Origin of the sequence: Corynebacterium kroppenstedtii (assembly GCF_016894245.1) — a bacterium.
GTDB lineage: Bacteria > Actinomycetota > Actinomycetes > Mycobacteriales > Mycobacteriaceae > Corynebacterium.
In genome coordinates this window covers 2,360,258-2,375,344 of sequence record NZ_CP069792.1, presented here as the reverse complement: position 1 = coordinate 2,375,344, position 15,087 = coordinate 2,360,258, and the positions used below count along the sequence as shown (strand labels likewise).

The 15,087-nt window shown below is 56.0% G+C and carries 14 protein-coding genes; 5 read left to right on the top strand and 9 right to left on the bottom strand.

The window, feature by feature from the left end; genetic code table 11:
• The first annotated feature begins 134 nt into the window (after window positions 1-134).
• Window positions 135-680 (top strand): RDD family protein, encoded by a 546-nt coding sequence (locus I6J23_RS10145; protein WP_204581959.1) that lies wholly within the window; start codon window positions 135-137, stop codon window positions 678-680.
• 3 nt (window positions 681-683) lie between these two features.
• Here the strand turns inward: I6J23_RS10145 and I6J23_RS10140 are convergent, their stop codons facing one another.
• The 4 genes from I6J23_RS10140 to sucB form a co-directional block, all read right to left on the bottom strand.
• Entirely contained in the window at window positions 684-1,454 is a 771-nt protein-coding gene (locus tag I6J23_RS10140) for a DUF4191 domain-containing protein (protein WP_204581958.1), read from the bottom strand.
• 47 nt (window positions 1,455-1,501) lie between these two features.
• Complete coding sequence (lipA, locus tag I6J23_RS10135; RefSeq protein WP_204581957.1) at window positions 1,502-2,545, bottom strand: lipoyl synthase; 1,044 nt, start codon at window positions 2,543-2,545, stop codon at window positions 1,502-1,504.
• Between the two features lie 39 nt (window positions 2,546-2,584).
• Window positions 2,585-3,352 carry a lipoyl(octanoyl) transferase LipB gene (lipB, locus tag I6J23_RS10130; protein WP_204581956.1) on the bottom strand — a complete coding sequence of 256 codons (768 nt, stop codon included), beginning with the start codon at window positions 3,350-3,352 and terminating at the stop codon, window positions 2,585-2,587.
• Window positions 3,353-3,473: 121 nt separating this feature from the next.
• On the bottom strand, window positions 3,474-5,276 hold the full coding sequence (gene sucB / locus I6J23_RS10125; RefSeq protein ID WP_204581955.1) for a 2-oxoglutarate dehydrogenase, E2 component, dihydrolipoamide succinyltransferase: 1,803 nt from the start codon (window positions 5,274-5,276) through the stop codon (window positions 3,474-3,476).
• A 203-nt stretch (window positions 5,277-5,479) separates the two neighbouring features.
• Here sucB and I6J23_RS10120 point away from each other — a divergent pair, with 203 nt between their 5' ends.
• Complete coding sequence (locus I6J23_RS10120; RefSeq protein ID WP_204581954.1) at window positions 5,480-6,583, top strand: branched-chain amino acid aminotransferase; 1,104 nt, start codon at window positions 5,480-5,482, stop codon at window positions 6,581-6,583.
• An 83-nt stretch (window positions 6,584-6,666) separates the two neighbouring features.
• Here I6J23_RS10120 and I6J23_RS10115 read toward each other — a convergent pair whose 3' ends face one another.
• The 4 genes from I6J23_RS10115 to I6J23_RS10100 form a co-directional block, all read right to left on the bottom strand.
• A complete protein-coding gene (locus I6J23_RS10115) occupies window positions 6,667-7,545 on the bottom strand; it encodes an adenosylcobinamide-GDP ribazoletransferase (RefSeq protein ID WP_204581953.1) in 879 nt (292 codons plus the stop codon).
• The gene (gene cobT / locus I6J23_RS10110) at window positions 7,545-8,624 is read right to left on the bottom strand and encodes a nicotinate-nucleotide--dimethylbenzimidazole phosphoribosyltransferase (protein ID WP_204581952.1); all 1,080 of its coding nucleotides are present in this window, start codon (window positions 8,622-8,624) and stop codon (window positions 7,545-7,547) included. The genes I6J23_RS10115 and cobT overlap by 1 nt, the downstream gene beginning before the upstream one ends.
• 97 nt (window positions 8,625-8,721) lie before the next feature.
• Window positions 8,722-9,348 (bottom strand): bifunctional adenosylcobinamide kinase/adenosylcobinamide-phosphate guanylyltransferase, encoded by a 627-nt coding sequence (locus tag I6J23_RS10105; RefSeq protein ID WP_204581951.1) that lies wholly within the window; start codon window positions 9,346-9,348, stop codon window positions 8,722-8,724.
• A 51-nt stretch (window positions 9,349-9,399) separates the two neighbouring features.
• On the bottom strand, window positions 9,400-10,215 hold the full coding sequence (locus tag I6J23_RS10100; RefSeq protein WP_204583073.1) for a DUF3043 domain-containing protein: 816 nt from the start codon (window positions 10,213-10,215) through the stop codon (window positions 9,400-9,402).
• A gap of 220 nt (window positions 10,216-10,435) precedes the next feature.
• Between I6J23_RS10100 and erpA the strand changes: the two genes are divergently transcribed.
• Complete coding sequence (erpA, locus tag I6J23_RS10095) at window positions 10,436-10,780, top strand: iron-sulfur cluster insertion protein ErpA (protein ID WP_012731354.1); 345 nt, start codon at window positions 10,436-10,438, stop codon at window positions 10,778-10,780.
• 129 nt (window positions 10,781-10,909) lie between these two features.
• Here erpA and asnB read toward each other — a convergent pair whose 3' ends face one another.
• The gene (gene asnB, locus I6J23_RS10090; protein WP_204581950.1) at window positions 10,910-12,847 is read right to left on the bottom strand and encodes an asparagine synthase (glutamine-hydrolyzing); all 1,938 of its coding nucleotides are present in this window, start codon (window positions 12,845-12,847) and stop codon (window positions 10,910-10,912) included.
• A 509-nt stretch (window positions 12,848-13,356) separates the two neighbouring features.
• Here asnB and ctaC point away from each other — a divergent pair.
• Both ctaC and ctaF read left to right on the top strand, forming a co-directional pair.
• On the top strand, window positions 13,357-14,517 hold the full coding sequence (gene ctaC, locus I6J23_RS10085; RefSeq protein ID WP_204581949.1) for an aa3-type cytochrome oxidase subunit II: 1,161 nt from the start codon (window positions 13,357-13,359) through the stop codon (window positions 14,515-14,517).
• Between the two features lie 18 nt (window positions 14,518-14,535).
• Window positions 14,536-14,967 (top strand): aa3-type cytochrome oxidase subunit IV, encoded by a 432-nt coding sequence (gene ctaF, locus I6J23_RS10080; protein WP_204581948.1) that lies wholly within the window; start codon window positions 14,536-14,538, stop codon window positions 14,965-14,967.
• Window positions 14,968-15,087: the final 120 nt, after the last annotated feature.

Sequence of the window (15,087 nt, the reverse complement as noted above, 5' to 3'; positions counted from 1 at the left end):
GTTAATGTTACGTCCTGGGTAGACGCGATCTCCTCCACAAAAGTGGGGGTGGTGACACAGAGGCGGCGTTGGCAACTGCGAACTTACGACGAGCTAGATGCCGCTGAGAATACATGGCAGGTAAAGTGCGTCCTATGGCAAAGGATCGGGCACGCGAGCGGAAGAATAGTCAGAGATCAGAACGCACTAGTTGGCTTGAGGGACCGCAAATCCCCGGTGAGAACGATGGGCTTGTTCAGTCGCGGTGGCCCGGTGAGAAGCTGGGGCTGACCAAGTCAGGCTCGGGGTCTCAAGCGTCGATTATGCGACGGTGCGGGGGAGTGCTTCTGGATTGGCTCGTTTCCATGGCCATTACCGGAATCCTGTTTTACATCGTCGGACCCGCCGCGAGCGACGGAAACCAAACCGAATTGGTTTGGGGCAATTTTGCTGCGACGACGAACCTCATAGTCTATGTCGTTGTAGGGATCGTCTCCGTATGGCTTTTCGCGCGAACTCCAGGCCAGCTGATGCTAGGGATGGGAGTTGCCCGAGTAGATCAGCAGAATGCCCGAGTCGGCTTGTGGCGTGCGGTCGTTCGCACCCTCCTGACAATCTTCATCCTCCCGGCAGCAATCTGTGACTCAGACCTACGGGGTATGCATGACCGTGCGACGGGAACTGTGGTGATTAGGGCTTAGCGCTTAGTGCTTGTTACGCTGCGCAGCCCGACGCGCCCGGCGGTTCATTCCCTTTTGCACCTTGGCTTGATTCGGAATCGGACCCTTCGGCATCCCCATATTTCCGCGGACATTGTCCAAGGACTCGATGCGGCTAGCCAACGAGTCCACTTCTTGTTTCTTAATGTTCCGTGGCAGCCTCATCAAATAACGTTGCAGTTTCTTGATGGGGACTTCGTCCTCACCCTCGCCCGACACCACTTCGTAGATGGGGGTATCACCGACAATGCGGGCAAGGCGCCGGCGCTCCTTATCCATCATTGGCTTGATCCGCTGTTTTTCCCCCTCACCGACGAGGACAACACCGGGTGTGCCGACAACACGGTGAACAAGGTCCATGTGGTTGTTGACTTGGACGCCCTGCTTAGTGACCCATTTCATGCCGACACCATCGCGCATGTTGTCCAGCGCCCAGCCCGCAGCACCGGCCTGTCCAGATGCGCGATCATAGACCGACCGTTGTAAGCGTCGGCTGAAAACAAGCATCGCAAGCGTGGCGCCAAGAATAAGGCCGATAATTAACCACAACCACTTGTTGCCCCACACGAAACCGAGCAGGAAAAGTAGAACAGCAGGCAGCAGGAGAGCCAGCAGCATGTAGGGGATGAGCTTATTGTCCTGCTTGCGCTGGATGTTGAAAGCCTGCCACATCTGGCCGCGTGTTTGTTTACGCTGCGCGCGTTTAGCGGAGCGTTGGGCCTTCTTTTCTTCCTTTGCGCGGTCGTTCTTCGCCATACGTTCAGGATAGGCGATGGGTGTCCGGTCGGTGGAATCAGTGAGCGTTAGCGTGCGCCAACTGGTGTCTCGCGGCTGGCCCCGTACTTGGACAGCAGAGTGGAGGCCTCCTGAGAAGCAGTATCGTCGATACCCTCGCCCAGGTGCCGCAGATTAGCGGGTAGCTCTTCGCCGCGCGCCTTAATCGCCTGTGCGTACAGCCGGCCCGCGCGGTAGGACGAGCGCACCAACGGACCAGCCATAACACCAGCGAACCCGAGATCGTGCCCATAATTGCGGTACATGACGAATTCCTCGGGTTTGACCCACCTGTCGATGGGGTGGTGCAGGTTGGACGGGCGGAGGTATTGGGTAACCGTCAGGATGTCGCACCCAGCATCGCGAAGATCACGCATCGCGGATTTGACCTCGTCAACCGTCTCACCCATTCCGAGGATCAAATTCGATTTGGTGACCAAGCCGAAATCACGTGCTTGACGGATGACATCCAGGCTCCGTTCATAGCGGAAAGCAGGGCGGATGCGCTTAAAAATGCGGGGCACTGTCTCCAAGTTATGGGCAAATACTTCCGGCTGAGCCTCAAATACGGTTTGAAGAAGGTCGGGTTTGCCCGAAAAATCGGGGGTAAGGTTCTCGACGCCGGTGTTGGGGTTGAGTTTGTGGATTTGCCGGACAACCTCGGCGTATAACCAAGCACCCTCGTCGGGGAGGTCGTCTCTGGTGACCCCGGTAATGGTGGAGTAACGCAACCCAATTTCGCGGACATTTTCTGCGACGCGACGAGGTTCGTCTTCATCGAGTGGCTCAGGGCGGCCGGATTTGATGTCGCAGAAGTCACAGCGACGGGAACACGTATCGCCACCAATGAGGAAGGTGGCCTCACGATCTTCCCAGCACTCGTGAATGTTGGGGCAACCAGCCTCTTGACAAACGGTGTGAAGACCAGCGCCTTTGACGCGTTTCTTCATGTCGCGGAATTCGGGGCCCATGGTCGCGGTCGTCCGGATCCACCGCGGTTTTGCTTCAATGGGGGTCTGGGCGTTCCGTGCTTCGATGCGGAGAAGTCGTCGTCCGTTCGGTGCAACTGCCATGTCTTCTACCTTATTTTTGAGTGTGTCGTCGTACACATCTTACTGAACTTTGATGCGCTTATGTCCATCGTCGGGAATTGTGCTGGTAGTGAGCGGTTGTGTCCCATCCAGTGCCGCGATAAGAGAGTCCCGCATGAGGCCGACGATGTCATGGGGGCGGATATCATGTCCGAGTTCTTCTGTCAGAGTCGTCACCCCGGCATCGCTGATGCCGCACGGCACGATGTGGTTGAAAGGCTCTAGCGAATTATCGCAGTTGAGAGCGAAGCCGTGCATGGTGACACCCCGCGTAACTCGCAGTCCGATGGCCGCTATTTTCCGCTCAGGGCGCAGTTCTCCCCGCACGACGTCGGTGGGGAGCCATACCCCTGACCGCCCCTCAACGCGCCCAGCGTTGGTCACACCGAGTGTGTGGCACGTCGTGATGAGTGCTTCTTCCAGGCGTCGCACATAATCGACGACATCGAGCGGTTGGGCTAACCGAATGATCGGGTACCCGACCAGCTGCCCTGGCCCGTGCCAGGTGATGCGCCCACCCCGGTCGATGCGGATGAGCGGTGTGTCGTCATTGTCAGGGAGGTCTTCGGGTTGTGTTCGTTTCCCCGCTGTGTACGTCGCGGGGTGCTCGAGGAACAACAACTTGTCGACGCCACGGTCGGGTTCGTCACGTGTGGCCCCAGCCGCATCGGCTCGTTGTTGAGCGTATTCGGCCTGTCGATGCCACATTTCCATATAGTCAACTTGTTCGAGCCATTCGACGTCATAGTCGGTGTCAACAGCTCGAATGGATCCTTGTTGGTAACCCATGTTGTCGATCGTACGCGTGTGGCCGGCCCACAAAGAGGCCGGCCACATGATGACGCTGACGTACTGGTCACACGATGTCACGCAGAGCTTCAGCGGAAACGTGTGTCGCACTAATCAGAAGCTAAAGATCAAGATCACCCTTGAAATTAGCTGTTTCGAGGCGATCACGGACGGTAGTCATGAACCGCCCTGCGTCTGCCCCGTCGACAATCTGGTGATCGTAGGTGAGAGGCAGCAACACCATCTGACGGATGGCAATCGCTTCTGAACCATCGGATGTAGGAACGACGGAGGGTCGCTTCACAATCGCACCGGTACCCATCATGGCTGCCTGCGGTGGTACCAAGATCGGAGTATCGGTCAGTGCACCTTCTGAACCAATGTTGGTGATGGTGAAGGTGCCACCGGTGAGATCATTGGGCTTCAGTTTGTTAGTCCGTGCCCGGTCGGCGATATCAGCGATTGCTGCAGCCAGTTCCGGCAGTGTCATGTCCTGAGCGTCATGAATGACCGGTGAGAGCAGGCCAGCTTCCGTATCGACGGCGATCCCCAGGTTGACCTTGTCATGGTAGGTCATTTCCTTGGTCTCAGCGTTGTAGGACGCATTAACATTCGGGTGGGAAATGAGTGCTTCGACAACGGCCTCCGCGAAGAAGGGGAGGTAGGTGAGGTTGACTCCGTACTTCTCCTTGAATGCTGGCTTCGACGCCTTGCGCAGGGCAGCGACATCGGTCATATCGACCTCGTGAACCTGCGTTAATTGCGCGGACGAATGTAGGGATTCCAGCGTCTTCGATGCAGTCAGCGAGCGAATACGGTTGACCTTTTGGGTCGTACCGATCAACTCTGCCTTCTTAGGATCGACGCGCTTAGTAGACCACGCTGCACGCGGGCCATCCTGCGCGGGCTCCTTGTCCGCACGTGCGCCTGTTGACGACGTGTCTGGTGTGGCATTCGCCTTCTCGGCTGCGGCAAGAACGTCCTGCTTGCGGATCCGTCCACCTACTCCGGAGCCTTCAACCGTGGTGAGATCAACGCCGTGCTTGTCCGCCAGCTTTCGTACCAGTGGGGTCACGTAAGGGAGCTTTCCACCGGTATTCACCTTTGTTGACGGGCGAGTAGCGGGCTCCTCCCTATCGGGTGCGCTGGAGGACGATGCCTTGGGTGATGCCGTCTCGGAGCTGGTGGCAGAGTCCGAGGTGTCCTTGGTCTCGTCAGCCTTCTCGCTCTTCGAGGGCTCAGCCTCGGCCTTCTCCTCAGGTTTGGTTTCCTCTGACTTTTTGTTGTCGGAGGAGCCGGCTGCTGCGTTGGCGTCGCCGATCCGTGCGATGACGGATCCAACGTCGACGGTGTCGTCTTCTTCAGCGAGAACTTCGACAAGAGTTCCGGCAACAGGGGAGGGGATTTCGGTGTCAACCTTGTCGGTGGAAACCTCTAACAGCGGTTCGTCTACGTCGACTTCGTCGCCGACGCTCTTGAGCCACTGGGTGATGGTTCCCTCGGTGACGGATTCGCCGAGCTCGGGCATCTCAACGTCGGTAGCCTCACCCGAACCGCTCGAACCAGAGCTAGAGGACTTCTGCGACTGCTCGTCCTCCGAAGAGCTCTTCGCCTCAGCACCAGAATCACCAGCGTCAGAATCGGACGACTCCGACGCACCGTTATCGTCGCTACCGGTGTCGTCGCCTTCTTCACCGATCTCTGCTATGACCTCGCCGACCTCGACAGTGTCGTCTTCGTCGGCAATAATTTTTGTCAACACACCAGCAACGGGTGAAGGAATCTCGGTGTCAACCTTATCGGTCGAAACCTCCAGGAGTGGTTCATCGACAGCGACGGTGTCACCTACTTGCTTGAGCCACGTGGTGACCGTGCCTTCGGTGACGGATTCGCCGAGTTCGGGCATCTCAACAGAGAACGCCATGGTGGAAGTCTCCTCTAAAATAAGCGATAGTTAAGAAGTCAACGCAGATCTTTGACGCTGATCGTTGAAACGTGTCATGAGGATCTGATTACGGCATGACTTTACGTGCTCCCACAATACCGTGGCTTGTCGTCAGACGCGTCTTGGCCGTTAAAATCTGGCTAAAGTTACCTGGATATGGGGGAGGGTCTACAGTAGGGAACATGGCTGATAAGACTTTCACCGTAGAAAAAAATCCTCACCCGACATCCCCCGAGGCTATCGCTAAGGTACTCGCGAACCCAGGCTTCGGAGCGAACTTTACCGACCACATGGTGATTATTGATTGGGATGGGGAGCAAGGATGGCATGATCCCCGCGTTGTCCCGTACGGCCCGATCACTTTGGATCCGGCAACAACGCTGTTCCACTACGGCCAAGAGATCTTCGAGGGGCTCAAAGCATACCGTCAGCCCGATGGTTCTATAGCCACATTCCGTCCAGACCAAAATTGCCGACGGATGCAGAACTCAGCCAAGCGGCTGGCGATGCCCGGACTGCCGGAAGAATTATTTATGGAATCGCTCCATCAGTTGGTGGAGATCGACGCAGACTGGGTGCCTGAAGCGGGAAGCGAAGCAGCGCTGTATTTGCGCCCGTTTATGATCGCGACGGAGAAGGGCCTGGGGGTTCATCCGTCGTCAACGTACCGTTTTTACTTGATCGCATCGCCGGCGGGGTCGTACTTCAGCGGCGGCATCAAACCGGTCACAGTCTGGCTGTGTGAGGATTACGTCCGTGCATGCCCAGGTGGCACAGGAGCCGCAAAGTTTGCGGGTAACTACGCAGCCTCTTTAGCTGCCCAGTCGCAAGCAGAGGAGAAGGGCTGCGACCAGGTTGTCTGGTTGGACGCCATCGAGCGCAACTATGTCGAGGAAATGGGAGGAATGAACCTCGCCTTCATCTATGGCACGGGTGACGACGCGAAGCTGGTTACTCCCGCATTATCCGGTTCCTTGCTACCAGGCGTGACTCGCGACTCGTTATTGAAGTTGGCTGAAGACCGCGGAATGGCCGTGGAAGAACGGAAGATCTCGACGACAGAGTGGCGTGAAGCCGCACAGTCCGGGGAAATGAGCGAGGCTTTCGCCTGCGGTACTGCCGCCGTTATCACCCCCGTGGGAACAGTGAAGTCTAACGAAGGAGAATTCACTATCAACGGTGGGCAAGCAGGTCCGATTTCGATGGAGCTGCGCGAAACCTTGACGGGCATCCAGCATGGCTCTGTTCAAGACGCCCACGGTTGGCGATACACGCTGGTGAAATAGAAAAGAATCGCGCAATTAGCGTTAGCCCCGCCCACGTGTGAGTGAGCGGGGCTTTATGCATATTGATTAGGAAGTCAGGCTGATTAGACAGTCAGGCTGAAGAGAACGACGGTTGCTGCGGTCGCGATTTCGATCGTCGCCCCGAGGCAATCTCCGGCCAGGCCGTCGAACCGCCGGCTGCAATGACGTGCCCACGGTATCGCTAAGGCGATGACCGCCAGTGCCATAAGTGTCCAGAGAACTCCTCCGCCGAAGAATGCGGCGATGGCTGCAACGACAGCCCATGTGGTTGTACCGATTCTCGGCACGGTTCCGATGACGAGCGCGCCGAAACCCGAGGGATTTGCTGGGCGGTATCCCTCTGAGCAGAGGATCAAGGCGCTGATTCGCGCGACCGTCGGCACGAGAATAAGCCCGACGACGGCGGACGTAGGGAAGTGCGACAGAGGGAAGTGGCCGGCATCGCTGAGATGAGTTATTCCAGCTCCCTGCATAATCGCGTGGACACCGATGATTTGTGCCGCCAAGGAAAATACGATCGCGGCAACGCCCATCGGGCCGGCGTTGGTATCGGCAAGAATAGCCCGAGCTTTCGGCGGTGGGGCATAGCTGCCCAGTGCGTCAGCAACATCGCTTAAGCCGTCGATATGCATGAGCCGGGTGCCGAACTCCCACAGGGCAACGATTCCGAATGCAACCACCCAGAGATCCAAGGTATGACCGAAGTTCACCTGTACCAGCCAGGTCAGCGTGACCATGCACCCCGCAACGAGCCCGTGGAAGACACCTACTAATGGCATCGCTACCATCGCCCGACGGCCGGTCGTGCGGTCAAAAACGCGGGAACCATGGAGAGGCAACACCGTTAGCCAACTAAATGCTGTCGATATCCCTTCGGAGATAGCGTGGCCACGAGTGGAGTTATCGGGCTGTTCATTGGAAAAACGGGCTTTGCCAGACATTATTTCTCCGCGTGGGAGGCTTCAGCGCGGGACGCTTCAACCTGCGAGGCCGTTGACACCCCAGCTTCGTCGAAGGTCGCCATGTCACGGATGATATCCACGGCCGCTTTGACGATCATAAGCGCAACGACTGCCCCCGACCCTTCGCCTAGACGCATCCCCAAGTCGACGACCGGGGACAGATCTAGCTCGCGCAGCGCAATGTCCTGGGAGGGCTCAACGCTCCGGTGGCCGGCAACCCACCATTGCTTCGCCCCTGGTGCAAGCTTTTCAGCGACGAGAGCCGCTGCACACGCAACGATCCCGTCAAGAATGACCGGCGTGCGGCGCACAGCTGACTGTGCGAGGAAGCCGACCATCGCTGTTATATCCGGCGAACTGATGAACTGGAGAACGCTGGCTGGTTCATCATGAATATTGTGGACGCGATACATCGCATCCCGAATCGCCGCAGTTTTACGTTTCCAGCCGTCATCGTCAATTCCGGTGCCGCGCCCAACCACAACGACGGGCTCAGTATTGGTTAAGGCACCAATCAGCGCTGCTGCGGGCGTCGTATTCCCAATGCCTAAATCGCCGGCAATAAGCAAATCAACCCCGGAGTCAATTTCTTGATCAGCAGCGTCGATCCCCACCTGAAGTGCGCGTCGGTACTCATCGCGGTTCATGGCGTCTTCCCGGTCAATAGATCCGCTGCCGTCCCGGACATGGGTATCGGCTTCAGATCCGCTGTTGAGGCTGACGTCAATGACGCGGACTGAGGTACCTGCGCGTTCCGCGAGGACGGACACCGCCGCGCCCCCGGACTCGATATTCGACGCCATCTGCACGCTGACATCCGTGGGATAAGCACTGACCCCGTGCGAGGCTATTCCGTGATCGCCAGCGAAGACCACCGTCGTGACGTCGTTAAGCGGTTTGGGTGGACACTGCCCCTGGCAAGCAGAAATCCAGCAGCCCAAGTCTTCTAATCGCCCCAGCGAGCCTGCCGGTTTGGTCAGTTCTGCCTGCCGCTGACGAGCCCGGGCATACACATGCTCGTCAGGAGGCGAGATGAGGGGAAAAGAGGAATCGCTCACTGTTGCTTCTCTCTAGTTATAGTCGGTGTTAAGCATGGCCATCGGAAGGTTCAGGATAAAAGGTTGGGTGCTGTATCGGTGGCTCATATGACCGTCCTTAACGCGATCGTGGTGCATGTGGCCCTTTGAGGTCGAGAGCACACCCAGCGACCACAAGAACAACTCGATCGCATACCGATGCAACATCAGCATTGAGCCGTCCGAGCTCGTCCCGGAAGACGCCGCCAGATGGATAACTGGGAACAATGCCCATTCCAACCTCAGGGCTAACAACAACAAGATTAGGGCCATCTGCCGGAACGCGACGTAAAGCGGTTATCAGTCGGTCGCGTCGGGCACCGATGGCGTGTAATCCTTTGTTCCAGTCGTCCGTCCCGAACTCCGCATCCCACATGCCTACCTCAGCAAGTTCGTGGGTCAACCACGTGCCAAGATCGTCGACAAGGATCGTAGTCTGACGGGCGGCTGCCTGGTCGGATGATTCAGTGAGGACGTCGACGAGGTCCCGTGAATCCTCGGTGTGCCACCAAGATGGGCGGCGTGCACGATGACGCTCGATCCGGCAAGCGAAGTCGGCGTCGAAGGTGGAACCCCATGGCCGTGCGGTCGCGACATAAGTGACATGGACATCGTCGGGAGACGCCGCGGAGTCGGGGGGTGTCACCAGGTGCTCCGCCCACTCAGATTTACCTGATCGGGCTCCACCAAGAACTAAAGTTTTCATCTCTGTGCAGTGCTTAGGATCCTGTGCAGTGCGTACTTCGTAGAAATGGCGTTAAATGCTATCGCCGATGTTGACTTGGGGGCGTGGAGTACGGAACCGTCGGATCATCGACGCGCGGGAGAAGGCATAGAAGCCCATCGACCAGGTCGATAGAGAAGTATCCGGGTGACGTTCCCGAACAAAACGAGATACCCGGCGACCTGACAGAACACCGTCGAGGACGATCAGGATGAGCAGAATCATCCCCACCATGGAAAGCAGATTATTGAGTAGATAACTGCGGGTCGCGGTCGTGATGAACATCAGAATAAGAAGCACGACGACGATGGGCATGAACGTATTAGCAAAGAGACGGCGGGAATCAACCCAGTTACGGATCAACCGTCGCTCGGGGCCGCGGTCCCTGTCCATGAGGTAGCGTTCATCGCCACTCATCATGCGTTCGCGATTCCGCTCACGTTCCCGTGCACGTTCGTCGCGCTGCTTGCGCTTGAGCTCTTTGTACTCTTCCTTGCTCATTGAGTTTTTCAGCTCTTTGCGCTGTTTCCGCGCTTCCGCAGGAGTTTCAGGCGCCTTATAGGCCGTTTTGCGCACACCTCTTTGGCGTTCGACGTCATTGCGTTTAGGTGTGGCGTGACCTTTTGGCGGTGTATACCCCTTGGGGGTGGAACGATCGTGCGATTGGTTACCCTCATCGGAGGAGTTCACCTCTGCTGCATTGCTGCTGGATGAGTCAGACTCGCTACCACCGGCGGTGACGCTGACTGATCCCTTAGGCTTACGGTTCCACCGTGATGACTTTGTCGTCGATGTTTCTGACGCAGAGTCATCGTTCGACTGATTTTCTTTCGACGTTGTCCATGGCATCTTCACGCGATCAAGGATATAAGAAAAGAGGTTCGAGTCTGAGAATAAGGCGAGGGTAGGTGTGACCACGGTGTCAGATGAGCGGGATGAGGAGGACTCTTATGCCGTGTGAAATAAAATAGCTGTACAGTGCGTTCTGCTGTGATGTGGAGTACGGTAGTGTCCACTAATTATTTGAGATAGCTTCAGAGAGCATCCTGTTTCGTGTTAGGAGAAGTGCATGACTGCACCGGAGAAGACAACTGGCGTTATTTTGACTGATGCCGCTGCAGCTAAGGCAAAGTCTCTGCTGAGCCAAGAACAGAACGACGAGTTAGCCCTGCGTATCGCAGTGCAACCAGGCGGTTGTGCTGGCTTGCGCTACCAGCTCTTCTTCGACGATCGGACCTTAGATGGTGACCTCGTTGACGACTATGACGGCGTAAACCTTGTCGTTGATCGCATGAGCGCACCGTATTTGACTGGTGCGACGATCGACTTCGCGGACACCATCGAACAGCAGGGCTTCACCATTGATAATCCCAACGCTAAAGGATCCTGTGCGTGCGGAGACTCGTTCAACTGATACCAGCCACTGATACAGTTCGCTCGTAGTTAGTACTCAACGCCGGCCACACACTGAGCTGTGGCCGGCGTTTTCTTTCATGTAAGGGCCCCATTTATGTACATGACGCCCTTAAGTCCAGGGGCGGATTTACATCTCAACCGGGTACGTCGGCTCTGGGATGTCCGGAGTGATTGATTTATCCACGAAAATTCCGTACCAGATTAAGAATGCCAACACCGTCCATAGTCGGCGGGAATGGTCAGGCCCCGATCCGCTCGTCATAGAAGAACGGTGCTCCTCGAGCATGGAGCGGGTGGCTCCCAAGTCGATAATCTCCCCGGCCTGCGAGGACGTGATGATGTCCTCAGCCCAGCCGTATAGCTCGTCGCCGGCCAACCAGTGTCGGATTGGGACAGGGAATCCAAGTTTCCGCCGGTTAAGGACGTGTGGAGGAACGATGCGCTCCATCGCTTGACGCAATGCCCACTTAGATGTGCCATGAGTCAGCTTCATGCTCGTCGGCAATGATTGCGCGACGTTGAAGACCTCTTTGTCAAGGAAAGGTACACGGAGCTCCAGGGAATTCGCCATAGTCATTTTGTCAGCCTTGACCAGAATGTCGCCGCGCAACCAGGTAAACAAGTCAAGATGCTGCATCCGGGCTACCGGATCCCACCCCTGCGACTTTTCGTAGATTGGAGACGTGACATCCGTATGGTTCCACTCTTTCTTTGCCCACGGAATGACACGCCGGAGCTGATCGAAGGAGAAGGACCGGGCGTTACCGTAATAACGCTCTTCAAGCGGAGTGGTACCTCGCTCCAATAACGACTTGCCTCGCACGCCATCGGGTAGGCGTTGTGCGAGACCTCTCAGCCCCTTCTTGGCGAATGACGGGACCTTCTCGAATGGAGCAAGAGAAAGTGGCTCATGGTAAATGTTGTACCCACCGAAGAGCTCATCGGCACCCTCGCCAGACAGCACAACTTTGACGTGTTTCCTGGCTTCCGCTGCGACAAAGTACAGGGGAACGAGTGCGGGGTCTGCCACCGGATCGTCCAAGTACCAGATGATGCGGGGGACAGCCTCGGCAAATTCCTCAGGGGAGACCACCTTCACGATGTGCTCGACGCCGATCGCTTCCGCGGATTCCGCGGCAACGTCGACCTCCGAATACCCCTCGCGCTCGAAACCAGTGGTGAAGGTCAGTAAGTTCGGATTGTGGCGTTTAGCGAGCGCCGCAATGGCCGTCGAGTCTATTCCGCCAGACAGGAAGGACCCGACGGTGACGTCGGCGCGCATGTGTTTAGCGACGGAATCTTCGAGGGCATGCTCGATCTTCGAAATCTCGGAATCGATATTTTCCTTGTTCACCGAGTTTTCGGGGAAGCGAGGAGTAAACCACCGGTGTACCTCCGGTTTTTCACCGGGTTTCACCGTCGCGCAGCAACCGGACTCCAGTCGACGAATCCCGCTGTGCAGGGACTCAGGCTCCGGCACATACTGTAAGTCCATGTAGTGCTCTATCGCGCGCTTATCTAGCGACAGATCGATATCAGCTTTGTCCGCCATGGAGAGCAAGCATTTCTTCTCTGAGGCGAAAAGGGTGCCCTTGCCGGTAGTTGCCCAGTAGAGGGGTTTAATGCCGAACTGGTCCCGCGCTAAAAACATCGTTTTTTCCACCGAGTCCCATACGGCGAACGCGAACATTCCCCGAAGATGATGAACGACATCTCGTCCCCAGTGGTGGTAGCCGACGACGATCGTTTCGCTGTCTCCGTCGGTGGTAAAGGTATATCCCTCGTCCTCCAGTTCGGAGCGTAGCTCCTTGTAGTTGTAGATTTCGCCATTGAAGGTCAGTGCGTACCGGTGGGGCTGGTTGTCTGGGCCCCACTGTAAAGGCTGATGGGAATGTGCGAGGTCAATAATGGACAACCGATTAAACCCGTAGACCACGTCGGCGTCATTCCAGGTGCCATCCTCATCCGGGCCACGGTGACGCATGCAGGTCAGGGATGAACCAGTGGCTTGAACAAAATCCTCCGCATTTCCGCTAGCGGCGATGAGTCCGAGCAAACCGCACATTCAATAAGGCCTTTCTGTTCTATACCTTTTATATATCCGCCCAACACGGACCCCAGATATATGACTTCTTATGGGTAGACAGTGTTAGCGACGGAATTCTCCTCGACTCTAGTCGTGTGGAGTGGGAAAGTGCGAGCTGCTCCGGCGGCATCACTGTATTTATTTATCCGGTGGACAGAGTGCTTACCCAATGTAGGGGAATTGTGACACGAATAACATTTTCTTGATGACGTAATATATGCGATAGAAAAGCTGTGAGGATGCTGGCAATTCTGACAGGAAAATACCAGCGTAAATCGTTAGTGACGATCGTTAAAGAACAAACCGACGATTGAATACTTGCCGACGTCGAGCAGTCCCGGGGGTAAAACCGGTAGTTTTTCTCGTCTGGTGGGAACTCTTGACGCCCATCCATGATGGTTTATCCCTCTTTATGGATTACCCTAGCTAAAAGAGGAATGAATCCCAGCGTTTTTTCAACCTGGTGTGGATCAGGAAGGCAAACACACGTGGAACAGCGAAAAATGCGCAATTGGTCGCGCAAGCTAGGACTAGCTAGCGTTTTGGCAGCCGGTGGCTACGTGCTGTCCGGATGTAGCGTAGCGCCGCCCGATAACGGCTTCTTTAAGCTCTTGCGATTCGGCGTACCCGACGGTATCACCCCGGAAGCCAAAGAAATTGGGAACTTTTGGGTGTGGATCTGGGTAGCAGCTTGGATCGTGGGCATCATCATGTGGGGCTTGATGTTCTACTCGTCCTTCGCATTCCATGCGAAGAGGAAGGAGAAGAAGGGCGAAAAAGAGTTCCCGCGTCAGACCCAGTACAACATCCCACTTGAACTTCTTCTGACCACGGTCCCGATCATCATCGTGATGGTCATCTTCTTCTTCACTGTGCAGACCGAAGATAAGGTCACAGCGATGGACAAAGACCCGAAAGTTAAGGTCGATGTCACCGCTTTCCAGTGGAACTGGAAATTTGGTTATGACGAGGTCGATGGCTCTTTAATGGGTGGTGACAGCTATAAGGGTCGTGACGATGCGGCGCAGTCTACTTTGGAAAAGACGAAGATTATCCGTGATAGCTCCCGCGGCGACGAAGGTACGTCTTATCCTCCGCACGGATCGAAGGGCGACGACGCATCAACCTCCTCAAATCCTATTCACGGTAAGTCGAAGAGCGATCTGTCCTATCTGAACTTTGACAAGATCGAGACAGTGGGAACTACTGACGAGGTTCCTGTCTTGGTTCTGCCATCTCAGACAGCCATCCAGTTCGACCTTGCATCGGCGGACGTTGTTCACTCTTTCTGGGTTCCCGAGTTCTTGTTCAAACGTGACGCTTTCCCACACCCCGAAGCGAACAAGTCCAACCGCAAGTTCCAAATTGAGAAGATTGATAAGGAAGGCGCGTTTGTTGGACGGTGTGCTGAGATGTGCGGCACGTATCACGCGATGATGAACTTCGAAATCCGTGTGGTCAGCCCGGATAAATTCCGCGATTACATGAATTTCCGGAAAGACAACCCCAGTGCATCGAACTCCGATGCACTGAAAAAGATCGGCGAGCAACCGTACGCAACCTCAACCCACCCGTTCCTGCCTGGGCGTGAGGATACGCGCGAAGCCAACGACAACTACGTCGATAATAACCAAGCCGAGCAGTCTTAAGATTAGGAGTACACCGTTATGAAATCCTCATCGCGACTGTTTTACGCGATAACAGTCTTTCTTGTGATCATGACTGTGATCTATGTCTTGGCCACAAAGTTCATTAACGATAACGGCTACATCAGTGGAGTCGAATGGGCAGGATCGGCCGGCCTATTGCTCGGGGCCCTGATGACGCTGATGCTCGGCGTTTACCTCCACATCACGGAGCGCCACTCAGATGTGCTCCCGATGGACTGGGAGGAAGCAGAACAGGTCGATGGGTCCGGAGAATATGGTTTCTTCAGTCCCAACTCAATTTGGCCCTTCGCTATGACGTGTGGGATTGCGGTTCTTGGCTATGGCGTCGTTTTCCTGGCCTACTGGATGATCGCCATTGGCGCCGTGATCACCGTATGGGCAACAGTTAAATTGAACCTGCAGTACGGAACACCACCGGAAAAGCACTAGTTGGCAGCCAGCGGGGCAAATGCCCCGTAGCTAATTTCCATCCACAATGAGCACCTGTGCATCCTTCCTGGCACGGGTGCTCTTTGCTATTCCGAATAGGCGCGCGAACTGGCAACCTCG